The sequence below is a fragment of the Gordonibacter sp. RACS_AR49 genome, assembly GCF_030418435.1.
GTDB lineage: Bacteria > Actinomycetota > Coriobacteriia > Coriobacteriales > Eggerthellaceae > Gordonibacter > Gordonibacter urolithinfaciens.
Genome location: NZ_JAIUDM010000003.1, coordinates 287,409 through 304,356, shown reverse-complemented (window position 1 = coordinate 304,356; position 16,948 = coordinate 287,409). Strand labels below are relative to the sequence as shown.

The window sequence follows — 16,948 nt, the reverse complement described above, 5'->3', positions numbered from 1 at the left end:
GGCCTGGGGAAAGGAGAGCCGGCATGCCAATCCCGGTGTTCGTCAACGCCTACCGACGCGCCTACGAGCTGCGTGAGCGCGCCCTGCGCGCCGCCGACGCGGGCCTGTACGACGCGGCGGCGTTCTACATGAGAAAGATCATCGAGGTGATAGCCGACTCGTTCGTCGAGCGGTACCGTGAGCTCGGACGGGGCGCCGAGTTCGAGATCTTCTGCCGGCGGAACGGCCGCTCGACGTACTCGCTGAACGAGAAGGTCGACTTCCTGTGCAGCCAGGAGAATATTCCCGCGGCGTCCAGGGATGCTTACGACGCCGTGCGCACGTACGGCAACGCGGCGGTTCACAAGACGGACTTCCGCGAGGACCCGCGCCAGCATGCCGAGCTCATGCGCCGCCTGGACGCAGAGCTCACGAGCTTCTACCGCATGGCCATGGGCGACTAGGCCGTGAAAGCCGAAGCGCCTTTCGCGCCGCATGCCCACTGCCCTTCCCGCACAGCCTCGAGCGCGAGGTCACCCGCCGCCGCGCCGATCCCGCATGGTTTCGCCACGAGCCTTCCGCCTGCGCATACGCGGATGTTGGGGAGCCGGTAAGAACGTTTCATGGCCGGCCGGTAGCAATTGGGTGGAAAACATCGCCGTCGCGCGCGGGTGCGGTATGTTCGGATGGGGCGAGGGCCCCGGAACGGACGCGAGGCGAACAGGAGGTTGCGGCATGGCGCGAGATGCGGGCGGCGGGAAGGCGAAGAGGGGCAGGCTGTTCGACGACCTGTCGGTGGCGCAGGTCGTAGCCGGCGCGCTGGCGGCCGTCACCTCCATGCTGCTGGCCTCGCAAATAGGCATCTACGGCTCCGTGATCGGCGTGGGCGTGGGCTCCGTCGTGTCGGCGGTGGCATCGCAGCTGTACAAGAAGTTCTTCACCGCGTCGGCCGAGAAGCTGCGCGAGCTGAAGCCGGGCGAGACCGGTTACGTGCCTCCCGCAAAGGGCGCCTCGGACGATGCGGGGGCAGAAGGGCCGGACCCGTCGGGGCGGACCGCCGCCCGGCATGCTGCCGGATCGGCGGGGAGGACGGCAACCCTCCCGCAGGCGGAGAAGACGGCGCGCCTCTCGCCGCAGGACTCCATCGGGTCGCGCGAGGCGGCGCGGCGCTCGCGCACGCCGCGCGCCGACGATGCCGGCCTGCGCGACGACCCCACGGTGCAGCGGGCGCGCGAGCGCCGCGAACACAGGAAGAAGCTGCAGCGACGAGTGGTGGCGGTGTCCATCGCGTCCGCTATCGTGGCCGTCGCGCTGTCCGCCCTCGTCATCGACCTCGTCACCACCGGGCAGGGCGTGGGCGCGAAGACGCAGCCCCTCATCCCCTCGTCATCGCAGGCCCAGAAGTCGGACTCCTCGGGAAGCGGGGATGCTTCGGATGAGCCGGCGGACAAGGGAACGTCGTCGGGCTCGAACGATTCCTCCACGACCGACCCTTCGAAGGACACGGCGCCGAACGGGTCCTCGGGCTCGTCGGGCGACAACTCGTCGTCGGGCGGAGATCAAGGGGCATCGGGCGGTTCGGGGTCTTCGGGCTCGTCGGGTTCCTCGGGCGACTCTTCGGGCTCGTCGGGCTCGTCGGACGGCTCCGGCAGCGGCAGCACGGGCGACAGCAGCGGGTCGGGCGGCAGCGGGCAGTCCGGCAGCGGCTCGCACGATTCCGCCACGCAGCCGAATTCGGGCGGCTCGTCCTCCAGTTCGACCCAAAGCTCGGCGACCCAAAGCTCGGGCAGCGCCGCGGTTGCCGTAACCCGGTGAGCGGCGGGAACGAGGGCGCCCTGCGCGAGAGATCGCTGCGGGGGCGCCCCTGCTCGGGTTCGCCCGCTGCCTAAAGGTACTTCTCGCGCAGGTACGCCAGGCACTCGTCGTTGCCGTTGACGAGTCGCTCGCCGTCCCACAGGTAGGGGATGAGGTCGGCGTTGCCGCCCAGCTCGAGGAGCTCCTGGTAGGGGGCCTCCTGCTCCACGTCGCGCTTGTCGAGCTCTATGCCGTGCTCTTCGGCGAAATGGGTCAGGACGGAGCAGGTGGGGCACGGGGCCCAGTAATACAGAATCGGCTTCTCCATGGTAGCGTTTCCTCTCTCATCTCGTTCGGCTACGCCGCGGTATCGCATCCCCCAGGAGAGCCCGCGGCACAGCTATAATACTCCCATGGGCACCCTGACGGTCAACATATCCGACGTCGCGCTCGTCGTCGAGGGCGGCGGCATGCGCGCCAGCTACACGGCGGGCGCCATGGTCACGCTGCTGGAGCGCCAGCTGCACTTCGGGCGCGTGTACGGCATCTCCGCCGGCTCGAGCCACGCGGTGAACTACGTGTCGCGCGACATCGCACGCACGAAGGCGTCGTTCGTCGACCTCGTGCGCGACCCGCGCTTCGGCGGTGTTAGCAGCTTCCTGCGCGGGCATGGCTACTTCAACGCGCCGTATCTGTACGAGGGCGTTGCCGAGGAGCTGGCGGGAACGGACGCCGTGATGGCGTTCGACTTCGACACGTTCGCAGCCAGCGACGCCGACGTGCACATCGAGGGCTTCGACTGGGACACCGGCGAGACGGTGGCCTGGACGAAGGCCGACTGCCCCACGCTGCGCGACATGATGCTGCGGGTACGGGCCAGCTCCACCATGCCCCTGTTCATGCCGCCTACGGTAATCGATGGGCGCACGTTCATGGACGGGGGCCTGGGCGAGAGCCGGGGCATCCTACTGGACGCTGCGCGCCGCGACGGGTTCGAACGGTTCTTTATCATCCGCTCGCAGCCGCGCGGCTACCGCAAGAAGCCGCCGCGGCCGGCCGCGCAGGCGCTGTTCCGCGCTGCCTTCCGGACCCATCCGCAGGTGGCCGAGCGCACCATCGAGCGCTGGCGGCCCTACAACGCCCTCTGCGACGAGGTGGACCGCCTGGAGCGCGAGGGCGCCGCCTGCGTGTTCCACCCCGACGAGATGCCGGTATCGAACCGGGAGACGGACCACGCGAAGCTGTCCCGCGCCTACGACCAAGGCTACGCCCAGGCCCAACGCGAGGCCGACGCCTGGGAAGTGTGGCTGCAGCGCGGCTGAGGCGCTGCGGGAAAGGAGGAGGCGGAGCGGTGCAGCTGGGCATCACCATACCGTTGCAGCGGCATCTGCGGCTTGCGCGGCCGCCTTACGGCGAGCCGGAGGAGCCGCTCTTCTGCTGGGAGGCACACCGTGTGGCGCTCGGCGGGGTCGACGTGCTGCTGCTGGCGAACGCGTGCAACCGGTTCGCGGCCTTCGCGTGCATGCAGCCGGGGGATTGGCGCGATTGGGAGGCCGTCGCGCTCGCAGCGTTGCGCGCCTCGCTTGCCGCCTCGGGGTTCGACGAGGACGCGATCGGGGCGTACCGGTTCTTCGCCGGCGCGGCCGAGGTCACGCGCACGCACGGCCGGCGTTCCGTCGCGTTCATGAACGTGCTGGTGGACAAGCTGCTGGCGCTCCCGCTTGCGCTCGACGCGGCGGCCGATCCGTTCCCGGCGGAGCTATGCCGCCTGGCGAACGAGCGGATGCCCTGCAAGGCGGCCGGCTTCGAGGGCCTCGGCCTGCCCGTCGAGCGCTTCATCGCCGACCTTGCGCGCTTGGGGATAGGCGCGCGGACGTAATCCGCGGAGGCATCTTCGCTATAAAACACGCCTCGGTGGCTGAATCGTGTTTTTGAGGCGAAGATGGGCTCTCGGCGGCTTTTCGGACGGCCGGCCACCCTGCGGTGCTACCATGGTCGCCGACAGAAAGGAAGCGCATGACGGCAACCGGCGACACCGCCACCTCGAAACTCGAACTGATCATGGGGCGCGACGGCCTGGCGCGGCTCGCGGATTCCACCGTCATGGTGCTCGGCGTGGGCGGCGTGGGCTCGAACTGCGTGGAAGCGCTTGCGCGCGGCGGCGTGGGCCGGCTGGTCGTGGTCGATCACGACGTGGTGCAGGCCAGCAACATCAATCGGCAGGCCATCGCGTTCCACAGCACCATCGGCTGCAAGAAGGTGGACGTGGCGCGCGCGATGGTGGCCGACATCAACCCTGCGGCGCAGGTGGAGGCGATCGACGAGTTCCTGCTGGCCGAGAACGTGCCGGCGTTCATCGCCGCGCATGCCGGCGGCGTGGATTACGTGGTGGACGCTATCGACACGATATCGGCGAAGCTCGCCATCGCGCAGTACGCCGACGAGCGCGGGCTTCGCCTGATCAGCAGCATGGGCGCGGCGAACAAGCTGCGCCCCGAGTGCTTCCGCGTGGCGGACGTGTACGACACGGTGAACTGCCCGCTCTGCCGCATCATGCGCAAGGAGGGGCGCAAGCGCGGCATCCGGAGCCTGCGCGTGCTGTACTCGTGCGAGCAGCCGGTGGACGTGCCCGTGCGCGAGGGCGCCGCGCGCCGCGAGCGGTCGAACCTCGGCACGGCGTCGTACGTGCCGCCCATCATGGGCCAGATGATCGCCGGCGAGGTGATCCGCACGTTGGCGGGGATCGGGCGCGCATGAGGTATCGCCTGTTCGATATGCACTGCCACCTGGACTTCGACGCCGATCCGCGCGCGCTCGCGGACGGGTTGGCGGCGTGCGGGACGGGCGCGCTCTCGGCGACGGTGACGCCTGCGGGCTTCGACCGGGCCGCGCGGCTGCTCGCGCCGTGCCCCAACGTGCGCGTGGGGGTGGGGCTGCATCCCTGGTGGGTGGAAGAAGGGCCGGCGGGCGAGGCGGCCGCCGAGTGCGCCGCCGCGAACGCAGCCGCGTCGCGCTACGTGGGCGAGGTGGGGCTCGACTTCAGCCCCAAGCACGTGGCGACGCGCGGGGCGCAGGTGGCGGCGTTCGACCGTATCGCCGCAGCCTGCGCGGCGGAGGGCGGCAAGGTGCTCTCCCTGCACGCCGTGCGCTCGGCGGGAGCCGTGCTCGACGTCCTCGGGCGCCACGGCGTCCTCGACGGCAGCGCCTGCCTCTTCCACTGGTTCTCCGGCACGTCCGACGAGCTGCAGCGCGCCGCGAAGCTCGGCTGCTTCTTCTCCGTGGGCCCGCACATGCTGACCTCGAAGCGCGGCCGCGCCTACGCGCAGGCCATCCCGCGAGACCGCTTGCTGCTGGAAACCGACGAGCCGCCCGAGGCCGGCCCGGCCGTGCCGGCGGGGGAGTTCGCCCGCCTGCTGGAAGGCGCCCTCGACGAGATCGCCCGCCTGCGCCGCGAGGACCCCGAAACCCTTGCGGAGCGCATTGCGCACACGAGCCGCGACCTGCTCGGTCTCTAGTCGTCGTGTTCGACTCCGCTATTGCCCGGCGCCTGCTCCTCGATGATCGAGGTACCAGCCGAGCAATCTCCATTGGTGGCCGCGCACTATATCGCCGCCCGCGTAATCGAGTGATACGAACACGCGGCCGTCGTAGTTCGGCATGGGCATGGCGCTCCTTCGCTGTCGCGTGGGTTTTCGCAATTCATCTTATCATCGGCACGAAGCGTACGCGCACTGAATCTGCGCCGTGCACGCAGGGTGGCGTGGGCTCCTGCGGGCTTACGCGGTGACCACGGGGGTGTGACGAATGCGTCCGTGAGTGCATACCATCTTGCAGGCGCTTCTATAGTGGCTCAAAAAGAGCTTGCGAAAAGGAGGAGCCATGGAGCTCGGGTCGCTGCCGGAGTGGTTCACGGCGTGCGCAGAGGTGCTGGCCGTGTGCACGGCGCTGTTCCTGCCGCAGTACCGGGCGTACCGCGACCGGAAGGAGAGCCTTGCGCGCATGCAGCGCGTGACGAAGGGCATGCTGGCCGCCCTCGTGGACGAGCGGCAGGCCCGCCCCTCGGCCGACCCCGCGCAGCTGGAAAGCGCCCAGGAGCTCGAGCTGTACCTGCGCGTGTCGTTCTTCGTGCTGAGCGAGGCGCGCGAGATAGCGCTGCGCGGCCAGGTGGAGCGCCTGTACCGCCGCCTCGTGGGCCCGGCGCCCGACCTCGCCGCGCTCCGCCGCGAGGTCGCGGCGCTGTGAGGCGCGCAGGCACTGTTCCGGCGACGGGAAGAAGGGAGGGCGGCCTGATGGAGAGCACGGTGCGCGACGTTGCCCTCATCTTCGAGGGCGGCGGGATGCGGAACTCGTACTCGGCCGGGGCGCTTGCGGTCATGTTGGAGACCGGGCTGTTCTTCGACGACGTGTACGGGCTCTCCGCGGGGGCGACGAACACGATCGACTACCTGTCGCGCGACGTGCGGCGGGCGGAGGCTTCGTTCACCGCATCGCTCGACGACCTGTCGCTGCGCTGGTGGATCGCGCCGTTCGCGGGCGCGGACGGCGTGCGCGCGGCCCTGCACGGCCACGCGCTCGCACGTCCCGGGTACGCGCTTCCGTTCGACTTCGCGGCCTTCCAGGCGAACCCGGCGCGCGCCACGCTGCAGGCCATCGACCGCGACAGCGGCGCCACGGCTTACTTCACGCGCCGGGACTTCCCCGACGAGCGGGCGCTCATGGAACGCGTGCGCGCCTCCACGAGCTACCCTGTCATCCTGCCTCCCACCTGGATAGGCGGACGGGCGCTGTACGACGGTGGCATCGGCGACGGCGCCGGCATCATGCTTCCGCGCGCGGAAGCCGACGGGTTGCGGCGCTTCTTCGTCGTGTGCACGCGCCCTCGCGGTTTCCGGCGCCGGACGCGCCCCCAGCGCCTCTACGACGTGTTCTTCTGGCGGCGTCCTCATATGCGTGCGGCGCTGGACACCTGGGCGCGTCGGTACAACGCCGAGCTCGACCGCCTCGCACGTCTGGAGGCGGAGGGCCGCGCCTACGTGTTCTACGCGAACGACCAGGGCGTGGCCAGCACCGAGCGCGACCGGGCGAGGCTCCAGGCGAACTTCCGGCGCGGCCGCGCGCAGGCGCAGGCGGAGCTGCCCGCCTGGGAGCGCTTCCTCGGGCGGTAGCGCGCACGCGCCACGCACGCGTTCGGCGTGCGGATGAGCGGATCGTGGCCGGCCTTCCTCGGAGGCTGGCTGCTCACGCTGGCCGTGCTGGCAGCGGTGGTCGTGGCGTGCACGGCGGTGGCGGTTCGGTTCTTCCGGTGGGAATAGGGCAAAAACGGTCGAGCGCCCGCGCGTGCGTCCGGTAGAGTGGACGGGTGCAGGCGTCGGGTGGTGGAAAGCGAACGGCGGAGAGGGGCGTGCGGCGTGAACGAGCAGGTGCAGGCAGTGCAGCGGATGCAGGACTACCTTGAGGAGCACGTGGAGGACGAGGTGACCCTTGAGGACCTCGCTGCCGTGTCGCTGTTCTCGCCGTGGCATTCCTACCGGCTGTTTCGCCGGCTCACGGGCATGACCCCCGCCGACTACCAGCGCCGGATGCGCCTCACGCATTCGGCCGCGCGGCTGCGCGAGGAGGGCCGGCGCGTGGCCGACGTGGCCTTCGAGTCGGGGTTCGGCAGCGTGGACGGCTACCAGCGGGCGTTTCGCCGCGAGTTCGGCTGCAACCCCGGCGCCTACGCGGCCGACCCGGTCCCCATATGCCTGTTCGTGCCTTACGGCGTGAAGTTCGACGAGCTGCGCCGCGCCCACGTGCCCGCCCCTGCGAACGCGGCGAGAAACGTGCTGGTGCAGACGATCGAGAAGCCGGCGCGCCGCGTGGTGCTGAAGCGCGGCGTGTCGGCGCACGACTACTTCTCGTACGGCGAGGAGGTGGGATGTCAGGTGTGGGGCCTTGTCACCAGCATGGAGCAGCTGGGCGGCGAGCCGGTGAGCCTGTGGCTGCCGCCACGCTTCCGCCCCGCCGGCACGTCGGTGTACGTGCAGGGCGCGGAGATGCCCGCCGGCTTCGAGGGACCCGTGCCCAACGGCTTCGACGTGGTCGACCTGCCCGCCGCCACGTACCTCTCGTTCCAGGGCGAGCCATTCCGCGAGGAGGACTTCGTGGACGCCGTGGAGTCCGTGCAGCGCGCCATGGACCGCTACGACCCGGCCGCCATCGGCTATGCCTGGGACGACGACCACCCCCGCATTCAATACGAGCCCGATCCCGCGGCCGGCTACCGTGAGATGCGCGCCGTGAGGCCGCTCGCAACGGGGGAGCGGCCCGCTTGCGCTGCCCCTACCGGCCCTGCCCCTGCTCCCAGCGCTTGAGGTGGGGAAGCAGCGCGCCCATGAACGACACGGCCTCGTCGCGCGATATGCGGCAGGCGGCGGCCATGTGGGGGGCGGCCTCCTCGATGAGCTCCTCCATGGTCTCGTCGCGGACGAACGCGCCGTCCTCGTAGCACATCGAGCAGAAGTCGCGCGAACGGCCGCCGCCTGCCTCGCTGCCGTGGTCGGCCTCTTGGTAGAACGGCATACCGCAGCTTTGGCAGTAGTCTCCGTCGGGCATCTCCAGCAGCTCCATGAGCGGCATGTCGAACGTGGCGGCGATGAGCTTGCACATGTCCACGCCCGGCTCGGTCTCGCCGGTCTCCCAGCGCGAGACGGCTTGGCGGGTGACGTAGAGCCTGCGCGCCACGTCCTCCTGCGTGAGGTTGCGCTCGCGGCGCATGCGGGCAAGCGTCTCTCCAACACTCATGCGGCATCCTTTCATCGGGGCAGGCGGCCTTCCCGCCGTGCACCCATTGAACCATGCGCCGCGCCACGCGTAAAGCAACGAATCATTGCGCGTGGGGAAGGGCTTCCGACCGAGCGTGGCGGCCGCGGAGCGCGCCAGCTTCTCGAGTGTTGCGAAACTCGGTATCGCTGCTCCTTCGTTTCACGCGTTCGTGTGAAATATGCTCGCATTACTACAAATTCATGCGAACGCGTGAATCAAGGAAGGCTGTTGAAGCGTCACGGCGAAAGCGATCCGTCCGTCCGCCGTTACCCGCCCGGGGCGCCTTACTCCGGGGCGGCCACCCCGGAGTCGAAGGCGAGCAGGCGGCGGTAGCGCTCGCTCGTGCGCTCGAGCTCGGCAGGCGAGCCCTCCATCTCTATGCGGCCGTCCTCCACAAACACGACGCGGTCCATGGCGGACACGCCCTGCAGGTGGTGGGTGACCATGATGAGCGTCCTGCCCTCCGCGTTCTCGATGAACGTCTTCAGCAGCGCGCGCTCAGTGGCGGGGTCGAGGCCCACGGTGGGCTCGTCCAGCAGTATGACGGGCGTGTCCTGCAAGAGCACGCGGGCGAGCGCGATGCGGTGGCGCTCGCCGCCCGAGAAGCGCATCCCGGCTTCGTCCACCATGGTGTCGAGCCCCTCGGGCAGACGCTCTACCAGGTTGGACAGACCCACGTGCGCCAGCACCTCCCGGATCTCGTCGTCGGTGGCGGCGGGGTTGCCGATGCGCAGGTTCTCGCGCAGCGTCATGTTGAAGAGGTACGTCTGCTGCTGGATCACGCCGATGCAGCGCGCCACGCCGTCGCCGAAGCTGCTAGTGGGCACGCCGTTCAGCGTCACGCTGCCGGATGCAGGCGCCAGATCGCCGCGGATGAGGGAGGCGAGCGTGCTCTTGCCCGAGCCGCTGCGCCCCAGGATGGCGACCTTCTGGCCTTGCGGGATGGTCAGGCTCACCCCGTCGAGCACGGCGCGCGCGGAGCCGGGGTAGCGAAACGCCACGTCCTCCACGGCCAGGGTGAGGGGCGCCTCCACCGTTGGCGCGGGGCCCTCTTCCGGCGCGGGCTGGGGCAGCTCGTTCAGCCGGCGGATGGAGTCGCGGTAGACGCCCGTCTCGGCCGCGGCCGCGGGCAGGGGCGCGAAGGCGTCGATGAGCGGGAAGAACCCGAGCACGAACGCGGCGATCCAGTTCGCCGCCTCGCCTGGTTGGCCGCCGAAGTAGTCGCCGGCCCACACGAGGAGCAGGGCTGCCGCAATGCCGAACACGGCCGTGGATGCGAGGTCGCGCCGCCGCGCGAAGCGGTTCAGCCGCGCCTCGATGTCGTGCCGGGCCTGCTCGGCGGCCTGGTAGCGCGACAGGTACTCGTCGCCGCGTCGCGCGAAGATCCAGTCCGAGGCGCCCAGCACGTTGTCGGTGAGCTCGCCGTACAGCTCGTTCTTCAGCGTCTTGCGGCGCTCGATGCGCGCCCGGTTCGCGAGTGCGGACACGAGCGGCACCAGGAACACCTCCACGCCCAAAACGAGCGCGAGCGCCAGCGCGAACCACGCGTCGAAGAACCCGAGCACCGCCACGCCCAGCGCGTACACGAGCCAGGCCACCACGGTGGGGAACACGGCGCGCAAGTACAGGTTCTGCAAGTGCCCGATGTCCTCGGCCAGAAGCCCCAGGATATCGCCCGTGCGGTGGCTGCGGCGGAAGAACACGGCGTCGTGCTCCAGCGCTTCGTAGAGCTTGAGGCGCAGGCCGCTCGTCATGCGCAGCACCCAGTCGTGGCTGGTGAGGCGCTCTAGGTACTGCAGGATGGGCTTGCCGATGCCGAAGATGCGCACGAAGAGCGTGGGCAGGTGGATCATGAGGATGCTGCCCGGCAGGGCCGCTGCCGCGCTGATGAGGTAGCCGGACGTCACCATGAGCCCGCTCGCGAACCCGAACGTGGCCACGCCCAGGAACAGCGCCAGCGCGAGCGCCTTCCAGTACCGCTTGAAGAAGGGCGCGACCCAGCGGTCGGCCTCGCGGGGGCTTCGGCGGTTGGCCCGGGGCCCTCCGGCCTGCGTCGCGGGGCCCGCTTCCCGCCGCCCGCCGTTGTTGCGGCTCATAGCGCACCCCCTTCCAGCTGGGCGGCCAGGCGCGCGAACGCGCCGCCGCCGGCGCGCAGCTCCTCCGGCGTGCCCTGCTCGGCCACGCGCCCGCTCTCCATGACCACCACGAGGTCCATGTCGTCCACCCAATGCAGCCGATGCGTGGCGAAGAGCACCAGGCGCCCCTCCATGAGCGGCAGCATGCGCTCCTTCAGCTCCATCTCCGTCTCGATGTCCAGGTGAGCCGTGGGCTCGTCGAACAGCAGGATGCGCCGCGAGCGGTCGAGGAACGCCCGCGCGAGCGCGATGCGCTGCGCCTGCCCGCCCGAGAGCGGCCGCGCCCCCTCGCCGATGCGCGTGTCCAGCCCGCAGGGCAGCTCGTCCACGAGCCCCTCGAGCCCCACCACCTCCACGGCGCGCGCCACCTCGTCGTCGGTTGCGTCGGGGCAGTAGAACACGAGGTTCTCGCGCAGCGTGGCGTGGAAGAGATAGGGGTCCTGCGGGATGTAGGCCACCTGGCTCTGCCAGGTGGCCTGGCGCAGGCTTCCCGCCCGCACGCCGTCCACGTCGATCCCGCCCTCGTCGGGCGAGGCGAAGCCACCGAGCAGGCTCACGAGCGTGCTCTTGCCCGAGCCGCTCGCGCCCACGATACCCACTTTCTGGAACCCCTCGGCCGCAAGCGTCACGCCCTCGAGCGCCTTGAACCCCGGGTACGAGAAGCCCACGCCCTCGAGCCCGAGGCGCGCATCGGCGTGCCAGGCGGGCAGCGGCAGCTCCGCGGGCGCCTCGTCGGGAGCGTCCACGAGCGCCTGGATGGACGCGAGCGCGTTCTTGCCGTCGAGCGAGGCGTGGTAGTCGGCCGCGAACTCGCGGATGGGGCGGAAGTACTCGGGCGCTATCACGAGCAGCGCGAGCGCCGGGAACAGCGTGACCGAGCCGTCGATCAGGCGGAATCCCAGCATGAACGCCACGGCCGCCACCGAGAGCGTCGCGAACGTGTCCAGCACCAGGCTCGAGAGGTTCGCCACCTTGAGCGTGCGCATGGTGGCCTCGCGGAAGCGCTCGGACACCTCGTAGATGCTCTTCCCGTAGCGCTTGGACACGCCGAACAGCTTGAGCGTGTCGATGCCGCGCAACGTGTCGATGAAGTGGTTCGACATGATCTCGAACGTGCGGTGCTGCCGCGACGCCTTCTCCTTGGCCGTGTGGCCCATGATGACCATGTACAGGATGATGAACGGGAACGCCACGAACATGATGAGCCCCGACACCCAGTCGAGTGCGAACGAGGCCGCCAGCAGAATGGCGGGAATGAGGGCTATGCCCGTGACCTTGGGCAGGATGAGCTTGAAGTACGCTTCCACCTGGTCGGCGCCCTCGAGCACGGCGGCGGCCACGCTGCCGGTGCCGTGGTCCTGCACGAGCCGGGCGTTCGTGGTGAATATCTTCTCGAGCAGTGAGCGGCGCAGCGCGTTCGCCTGCTCGTAGGCGTAGGCGTCGAGCAGAGCGGACTGCGCGCAGAGCACGCCCTGCCTCCCGATGAAGCATACGAGGAACATGGCCACGAGCAGGGCTTGGTCGACCACCGCGCCGCCCAGCCACAGGTTAGTGATGGCTGTGGACAGCGACCACGCCTGACCCAGCACCGCGAGCGCCTGCAGCGCCGCGGACGCCGCGAGCAGCCCGAGGATGCGCCCCACCCCCGGAAGCGCGAAGATGGCCTTGTCGATCATGGCTCGCTTCCCTTGCGATCCGGGGCCCGCGGCGGCTCCGCGCTGCTGCCCTGCCGTTAAATGATACTACTATAGTAACATAAAGGTAGGGGGCGCGCCAGCCGCTCGACGCGGGCGCGCCTGCGGGCGCCGGGGCCCGTTGACGGCGCTGCGGCCTTCAACGCGGGCGGCGCGGCGGTCCGCTACGGGCCGGTCGACGGTCGGCACGACCCCTCCGGGCGCGCCCTTCCACATGGGGCGCGTGCCGCACGGCCGCTGCCCTGCCGCCCGGGGCGCGTGCCGCGCGGCTGCCGCCCTGCTGCACGGGCGCCGCCTTGCCGCACAGGCGCCGGGCGGCACCTCCCTTAGCGCCAGTCTTCCTCGTCGGCGGACTCCCATCCCAGAAGCGCATCGCCTATCAGGCGGAACGTGAAGGGGAGCGGCTTTGCCAGCGCGCCCTCGTCGATGAGCACCGCGATGCCCTCCAACTCGTCGAGCAGGTCGAAGAACGACACCTCCTCGAGCGACGGCATGCCGGCGGCTATCTCGTCCGCCGAGATGGTCATGATCGCGAGGACGATGTCCAGGTAGCCGTCCAGCCGGTCGTTGCTGGCGCGCAGCGCCTCCACGTCGTCCTTGCCGAAGAACGACTCCTCCACGCAGTACCAGCCGATGACTCCCTCGTCGTCGGCCTCCTCGTCGTCCAGAAGGTCGCTCGGCACGATGCCGTTCGGCGCGAGGTCGTCCACGGAGAAGCACGCCGAGGCCAGCAGCTCGGGCGTCACAAGGGGCTCCTCGCTGTCGTCCAGGTCGCTCATCACGTACACCACGCGCGCGACCAGCCCGTTCTCCATCACGTTGAGCGACACCCCGAAATGGTACCCCGGCATCGCCTGGCGCGTGCCCCAGTACAATTCGCCGCTGTGCTCGATAAGGGTCTTGACGGTAGCGGCCATGCGGCCTCCTTCGCATCGGATGGATCGGTTGGGAAGAGTATAGGGCAAACGAAGCCCGGGCGATGCGCTAGAATGGGCGGAAACGCCGAATACGGAAGGGAGCGCTCATGGACGTTGTCGAGACGAAGGAGGCCCCCGCGGCCATCGGGCCCTATTCGCAGGGGGTCGTGGCGGGAGGGCTGCTGTTCGCCTCGGGGCAGATCGCGCTCGACCCGGCCACGGGCGAGCTCGTGGGCGACACGGCTGCCGAGCAGGCGGAGCAGGTCATGCGCAACGTGGGCGCGCTGCTCGCGGCCGCCGGCACCGGTTTCGACCATGTGGCGAAGGCCACGTGCTTCCTCGCCGACCTGGACGACTTCGCGGCGGTGAACGAGGTGTACGCCCGCTCGTTCGGCGCTCATTTGCCCGCGCGTTCGGCGGTGCAGGTGGCGGGCCTGCCGAAGGGCGCGCTCGTGGAGGTGGAAGTGGTGGCCGAGGTGCCGGGCGCGTAGCCGGCGGCCGCGCAGGATGCCGGCGCGTGCAAAGCCTCGCGCGCTTGACGTCGCATGTGGTGGGAGAAGGGGCGGCTTGGCTGCCGCCGCTTCCCGGCGCGCACATCCGGGCGACGAAACGACCGGGCGCGACGTGGCGGAACCGGGCCGGCTCGGGTATGCTGTAAGCCGCATCCGGCGGACGTGCGGGAGGCGTTCGGGAAACGTTCGAGAAGAGGGGTTGTACCTATGTATGTGACCTGCCTTGACCTGGAGGGCGTGCTCGTGCCCGAGATTTGGATCGCGTTCGCCGAGGCGAGCGGCATCCCCGAGCTCAAGCGCACGACGCGCGACGAGCCCGACTACGACAAGCTCATGGCCTTCCGCCTGGACACGCTCGCAGAGCACGGCCTGGGCCTTCCCGAGATCCAGCGTACCATCGCCGCCATCGATCCGCTGCCGGGCGCGAGGGGGTTCCTGGACGAGCTGCGCTCGCAGATGCAGGTCATCATCATCAGCGACACGTTCACCCAGTTCGCGAGCCCGCTCATGGAGAAGCTGGGGTGGCCGACCATCTTCTGCAACGAGCTGGACATGACCGCCGACGGCCGGATCGCCGGCATCCGCATGCGCTGCCCCGAGTCCAAGCTCACCACGGTTCGCGCGCTGCAGTCGTGCGGCTTCGACACCATCGCCGCCGGCGACAGCTTCAACGACCTGGCGATGATCCGCGCGAGCAAGGCCGGCTTCCTGTTCCGCAGCACCGACGCCATCAAGGCAGACAACCCCGACCTGCCGGCCTTCGAGGAGTTCGGCGACCTGCTGGCCGCCATCAAGCAGGCCGTCGCGTAGGGAGAGGGCGTTTCGTGCCGATCATCCATCTCGACGGGTTGGACGACCCGCGGCTCGCGGCGTACTCGGGCATGACCGACTCCCAGCTGCGCGACTGCCCCGACAGCGCAAACGGCCTGTTCATCGGCGAGTCGCGCAAGGTGATCGAGCGTGCGCTGGCCGCCGGCGTGCGGATGCGCTCGCTGTTCATGGAGGAGAAGTGGCTCGACCAGACCATGCCGGTCGTCGAGCGCGTCCTCGCGGCCGACCCAGAAATGCCCGTGTTCGTGGCCACGCGCGAGCAGTTCCACGCGCTCACCGGTTACGAGGTGACGCGCGGGGCGCTCGCGGCGTTCGAGCGCCCCGCGCTGCCGAGCGTGGAGGAGCTGGTGACCGGCGCGCGCCGCGTGGCCGTGCTCGAGGACGTGGTGAACTACACGAACATCGGGGCCGTCTTCCGTTCGGCGGCGGCGCTCGGCATCGACGCGGTGCTGGTCACGCCGTCGTGCCACGACCCGCTGTACCGCCGCGCCGCGCGCGTGTCGATGGGGACGGTGTTCCAGGTGCCGTGGACGCGCATCGGCAGCGCGCGCGACTGGGCTGCCGAGGGCGTGCCGCTCTTGCGCTCGCTCGGCTTCGCCACGGCGGCGCTCGCACTCGCGGACGACGCGATCTACCTGCACGATGCACGCCTGCGCGACTGCGAGCGCCTGGCGCTGGTTCTCGGCACCGAGGGCGACGGCCTGGCCGCGTCCACCATCGCCGCCTGCGACTACACCGTGAAGATACCCATGGACCACGACGTGGACTCCCTCAACGTGGCCGCCGCCAGCGCCGTTGCGTTTTGGGAGCTGAGGACGAAGTGGCGATGAGCGGCCCGTCTGGGCGGAGCGCCCCGGGCGCGGAGTCGAAGGAGTCCGTGCGACGACAGCCGTGATATTCCCAGCTGCTCCCGTGCGCCATCCGAACGAATGCGTTCCGCTCGTCCAGGCCGTCGCCCCCCCCCTTGCTGCAAATTCGCCGAATTCGGCGGTTTGAACCCTGTCTGAAGCCGATCTCGGAAGGTCGCCTGTGAGAAACGCCTGTTCACGGTAATTAGCCTTCAGGCTGGCTCGTTCGATATCGCCGAATTAGGTGAATTTGTAGCAAGACGACGTCTTTCATGTTGGCTATGGGCGTGTGCGGCGATAGCGTCGCCTCAATCCAACGAGCATGCCTCGCTTGTGCGGGAAGGCGACACTGTTCTAGTCCAGATTCAAGTCCAACCCGCCGATGATCCCCTGCAGCGTCTTCGCGGACGCATGCAGCCTCGCCAGCTCGTCGTCGGAGAGCGGGCAGGGCACCTGGTACTCGATGCCGTCCTTGCCCACCACGGCGGGCATGCTCAGCACCACGTCGTGCAGGCCGTGGACGCCGTGCTGGAAGTTCGATACGGGCAGGATGGGCTTCTCGTCGCGCACGATGGCCTCGCAGATGCGCTTCACCGACATGGCGATGCCGTAGTAGGTGGCCCTCTTCTTCGCGATGATCTCGTAGGCGCTGTTCTTCACGTCCTCGGCGATGCGCTGCATGGACTCGTCGTGGTCGAAATGGCCGCGCAGCTCGCAGAAATCGTTCACGGGGATGCCCGAGACGTTCGCCGTGCTCCAGGCCGCGATCTCGCTGTCGCCGTGCTCGCCGATGATGCGTGCGTGCACGTTGCGCGGGTCCACGCCGAGGTGCTCGCCGAGGATGTACTTGAAGCGCGCGGTATCGAGCACGGTGCCCGACCCGATCACGCGGTTCTCCGGCATGCCCGAGAGCTTCAGCGCCACGTGCGTGAGGATGTCCACCGGGTTCGACACCACCAGCAGGATGCCCTGGTAGTCGCGTCGGGCGATCTCGGGGATGATGGACTTGAAGATGCGCACGTTCTTGTGCACGAGGTCGAGGCGCGTCTCGCCGGGCTGCTGGTTCGCGCCGGCCGTGACGATGATGATGGCCGCGTCGGCCGCGTCGTCGTAGTCGCCCGCGTAGATGTTCATGGGGCCGGCGAAGGGCATTCCGTGCGCGATGTCGAGCGCCTCGCCCTCGGCGCGGTCGCGGTCGACGTCGATGAGCGCCATCTCGGTGAACAGCTCGCTCTGCATGAGCGCGAACGCCGTGGCCGATCCCACGAACCCGCATCCGACGATGGCGACTTTCCGGTTGTTGGCGGCTTTGGCCATGTGAAGCCTTTCCCTAGTGTGGCGGTAGCGTATGGGCTCGAACCTACTGCAACGACGGGTCGCCGTCAAGGCCTCAAGGGTTTCGCCAAGGTTTTCCCGTTTGACAAAGTGATGGCG

19 protein-coding genes are annotated in these 16,948 nt (G+C 69.4%); 12 read left to right on the top strand and 7 right to left on the bottom strand.

Annotated features, from left to right (window positions below; genetic code table 11):
- Window positions 1–23: 23 nt before the first annotated feature.
- On the top strand, window positions 24–443 hold the full coding sequence (locus LB310_RS08905; RefSeq protein WP_162611506.1) for a DUF4145 domain-containing protein: 420 nt from the start codon (window positions 24–26) through the stop codon (window positions 441–443).
- A 271-nt stretch (window positions 444–714) separates the two neighbouring features.
- The gene (locus tag LB310_RS08900; RefSeq protein ID WP_087190297.1) at window positions 715–1,794 is read left to right on the top strand and encodes a hypothetical protein; all 1,080 of its coding nucleotides are present in this window, start codon (window positions 715–717) and stop codon (window positions 1,792–1,794) included.
- A gap of 70 nt (window positions 1,795–1,864) precedes the next feature.
- Here LB310_RS08900 and LB310_RS08895 read toward each other — a convergent pair whose 3' ends face one another.
- Entirely contained in the window at window positions 1,865–2,101 is a 237-nt protein-coding gene (locus LB310_RS08895; RefSeq protein WP_087190298.1) for a glutathione S-transferase N-terminal domain-containing protein, read from the bottom strand.
- 85 nt (window positions 2,102–2,186) lie between these two features.
- On the opposite strand from LB310_RS08895, the gene LB310_RS08890 reads away from it, so the two are divergent.
- From LB310_RS08890 to LB310_RS08875, 4 genes are all read left to right on the top strand, one after another.
- The gene (locus tag LB310_RS08890) at window positions 2,187–3,095 is read left to right on the top strand and encodes a patatin family protein (protein WP_087190299.1); all 909 of its coding nucleotides are present in this window, start codon (window positions 2,187–2,189) and stop codon (window positions 3,093–3,095) included.
- Between the two features lie 29 nt (window positions 3,096–3,124).
- Window positions 3,125–3,652, top strand: a complete 528-nt coding sequence (locus tag LB310_RS08885) for a hypothetical protein (RefSeq protein ID WP_278805549.1) — start codon at window positions 3,125–3,127, stop codon at window positions 3,650–3,652.
- Between the two features lie 137 nt (window positions 3,653–3,789).
- Window positions 3,790–4,530: a tRNA threonylcarbamoyladenosine dehydratase gene (locus LB310_RS08880; RefSeq protein ID WP_278805550.1), complete on the top strand. Its 741-nt coding sequence runs from the start codon at window positions 3,790–3,792 to the stop codon at window positions 4,528–4,530.
- Complete coding sequence (locus tag LB310_RS08875) at window positions 4,527–5,288, top strand: TatD family hydrolase (protein WP_301154936.1); 762 nt, start codon at window positions 4,527–4,529, stop codon at window positions 5,286–5,288. The genes LB310_RS08880 and LB310_RS08875 overlap by 4 nt, the downstream gene beginning before the upstream one ends.
- Before the next feature lie 18 nt (window positions 5,289–5,306).
- Here LB310_RS08875 and LB310_RS08870 read toward each other — a convergent pair whose 3' ends face one another.
- On the bottom strand, window positions 5,307–5,432 hold the full coding sequence (locus LB310_RS08870; RefSeq protein ID WP_274381303.1) for a hypothetical protein: 126 nt from the start codon (window positions 5,430–5,432) through the stop codon (window positions 5,307–5,309).
- 220 nt (window positions 5,433–5,652) lie between these two features.
- Here LB310_RS08870 and LB310_RS08865 point away from each other — a divergent pair, with 220 nt between their 5' ends.
- From LB310_RS08865 to LB310_RS08855, 3 genes are all read left to right on the top strand, one after another.
- Entirely contained in the window at window positions 5,653–6,015 is a 363-nt protein-coding gene (locus LB310_RS08865; RefSeq protein WP_301154935.1) for a transcriptional regulator, read from the top strand.
- Window positions 6,016–6,062: 47 nt separating this feature from the next.
- Window positions 6,063–6,938, top strand: a complete 876-nt coding sequence (locus LB310_RS08860; RefSeq protein WP_238386248.1) for a patatin-like phospholipase family protein — start codon at window positions 6,063–6,065, stop codon at window positions 6,936–6,938.
- Between the two features lie 243 nt (window positions 6,939–7,181).
- On the top strand, window positions 7,182–8,126 hold the full coding sequence (locus LB310_RS08855; RefSeq protein ID WP_191412208.1) for a helix-turn-helix transcriptional regulator: 945 nt from the start codon (window positions 7,182–7,184) through the stop codon (window positions 8,124–8,126).
- Here the strand turns inward: LB310_RS08855 and LB310_RS08850 are convergent.
- The 4 genes from LB310_RS08850 to LB310_RS08835 form a co-directional block, all read right to left on the bottom strand.
- A complete protein-coding gene (locus tag LB310_RS08850; protein WP_096227061.1) occupies window positions 8,095–8,556 on the bottom strand; it encodes a zinc ribbon domain-containing protein in 462 nt (153 codons plus the stop codon). The genes LB310_RS08855 and LB310_RS08850 overlap by 32 nt on opposite strands.
- Window positions 8,557–8,861: 305 nt before the next feature.
- Window positions 8,862–10,673 (bottom strand): thiol reductant ABC exporter subunit CydC, encoded by a 1,812-nt coding sequence (gene cydC / locus LB310_RS08845; RefSeq protein WP_301154934.1) that lies wholly within the window; start codon window positions 10,671–10,673, stop codon window positions 8,862–8,864.
- Window positions 10,670–12,388 (bottom strand): thiol reductant ABC exporter subunit CydD, encoded by a 1,719-nt coding sequence (gene cydD, locus LB310_RS08840; protein ID WP_157007479.1) that lies wholly within the window; start codon window positions 12,386–12,388, stop codon window positions 10,670–10,672. Before cydD ends, cydC begins: the two co-directional genes overlap by 4 nt.
- Window positions 12,389–12,732: 344 nt before the next feature.
- Entirely contained in the window at window positions 12,733–13,323 is a 591-nt protein-coding gene (locus tag LB310_RS08835; protein WP_096227058.1) for a hypothetical protein, read from the bottom strand.
- A gap of 107 nt (window positions 13,324–13,430) precedes the next feature.
- Between LB310_RS08835 and LB310_RS08830 the strand changes: the two genes are divergently transcribed.
- The 3 genes from LB310_RS08830 (at window position 13,431) to LB310_RS08820 (ending at window position 15,496) form a co-directional block, all read left to right on the top strand.
- On the top strand, window positions 13,431–13,814 hold the full coding sequence (locus LB310_RS08830; protein WP_087190309.1) for a RidA family protein: 384 nt from the start codon (window positions 13,431–13,433) through the stop codon (window positions 13,812–13,814).
- A 228-nt stretch (window positions 13,815–14,042) separates the two neighbouring features.
- On the top strand, window positions 14,043–14,645 hold the full coding sequence (thrH, locus tag LB310_RS08825) for a bifunctional phosphoserine phosphatase/homoserine phosphotransferase ThrH (RefSeq protein ID WP_087190310.1): 603 nt from the start codon (window positions 14,043–14,045) through the stop codon (window positions 14,643–14,645).
- 14 nt (window positions 14,646–14,659) lie between these two features.
- Complete coding sequence (locus tag LB310_RS08820; RefSeq protein ID WP_087190311.1) at window positions 14,660–15,496, top strand: RNA methyltransferase; 837 nt, start codon at window positions 14,660–14,662, stop codon at window positions 15,494–15,496.
- A gap of 372 nt (window positions 15,497–15,868) precedes the next feature.
- Here the strand turns inward: LB310_RS08820 and LB310_RS08815 are convergent, their stop codons facing one another.
- Window positions 15,869–16,831 carry an L-lactate dehydrogenase gene (locus tag LB310_RS08815; RefSeq protein WP_087190312.1) on the bottom strand — a complete coding sequence of 321 codons (963 nt, stop codon included), beginning with the start codon at window positions 16,829–16,831 and terminating at the stop codon, window positions 15,869–15,871.
- Between the last annotated feature and the right edge of the window lie 117 nt (window positions 16,832–16,948).

Coding starts and splice junctions, on each gene's coding strand:
- LB310_RS08815 (WP_087190312.1), bottom strand. CDS start 16,831: ATGGCCAAAGCCGCCAACAACCGGAAAGTCGCCATCGTCGGATGCGGG.
- LB310_RS08905 (WP_162611506.1), top strand. CDS start 24: ATGCCAATCCCGGTGTTCGTCAACGCCTACCGACGCGCCTACGAGCTG.
- LB310_RS08880 (WP_278805550.1), top strand. CDS start 3,790: ATGACGGCAACCGGCGACACCGCCACCTCGAAACTCGAACTGATCATG.
- LB310_RS08875 (WP_301154936.1), top strand. CDS start 4,527: ATGAGGTATCGCCTGTTCGATATGCACTGCCACCTGGACTTCGACGCC.
- thrH (WP_087190310.1), top strand. CDS start 14,043: ATGTATGTGACCTGCCTTGACCTGGAGGGCGTGCTCGTGCCCGAGATT.
- LB310_RS08835 (WP_096227058.1), bottom strand. CDS start 13,323: ATGGCCGCTACCGTCAAGACCCTTATCGAGCACAGCGGCGAATTGTAC.
- LB310_RS08870 (WP_274381303.1), bottom strand. CDS start 5,432: ATGCCGAACTACGACGGCCGCGTGTTCGTATCACTCGATTACGCGGGC.
- cydD (WP_157007479.1), bottom strand. CDS start 12,388: ATGATCGACAAGGCCATCTTCGCGCTTCCGGGGGTGGGGCGCATCCTC.
- LB310_RS08860 (WP_238386248.1), top strand. CDS start 6,063: ATGGAGAGCACGGTGCGCGACGTTGCCCTCATCTTCGAGGGCGGCGGG.
- LB310_RS08900 (WP_087190297.1), top strand. CDS start 715: ATGGCGCGAGATGCGGGCGGCGGGAAGGCGAAGAGGGGCAGGCTGTTC.
- LB310_RS08890 (WP_087190299.1), top strand. CDS start 2,187: ATGGGCACCCTGACGGTCAACATATCCGACGTCGCGCTCGTCGTCGAG.
- LB310_RS08850 (WP_096227061.1), bottom strand. CDS start 8,556: ATGAGTGTTGGAGAGACGCTTGCCCGCATGCGCCGCGAGCGCAACCTC.
- LB310_RS08895 (WP_087190298.1), bottom strand. CDS start 2,101: ATGGAGAAGCCGATTCTGTATTACTGGGCCCCGTGCCCCACCTGCTCC.
- LB310_RS08865 (WP_301154935.1), top strand. CDS start 5,653: ATGGAGCTCGGGTCGCTGCCGGAGTGGTTCACGGCGTGCGCAGAGGTG.
- LB310_RS08830 (WP_087190309.1), top strand. CDS start 13,431: ATGGACGTTGTCGAGACGAAGGAGGCCCCCGCGGCCATCGGGCCCTAT.
- cydC (WP_301154934.1), bottom strand. CDS start 10,673: ATGAGCCGCAACAACGGCGGGCGGCGGGAAGCGGGCCCCGCGACGCAG.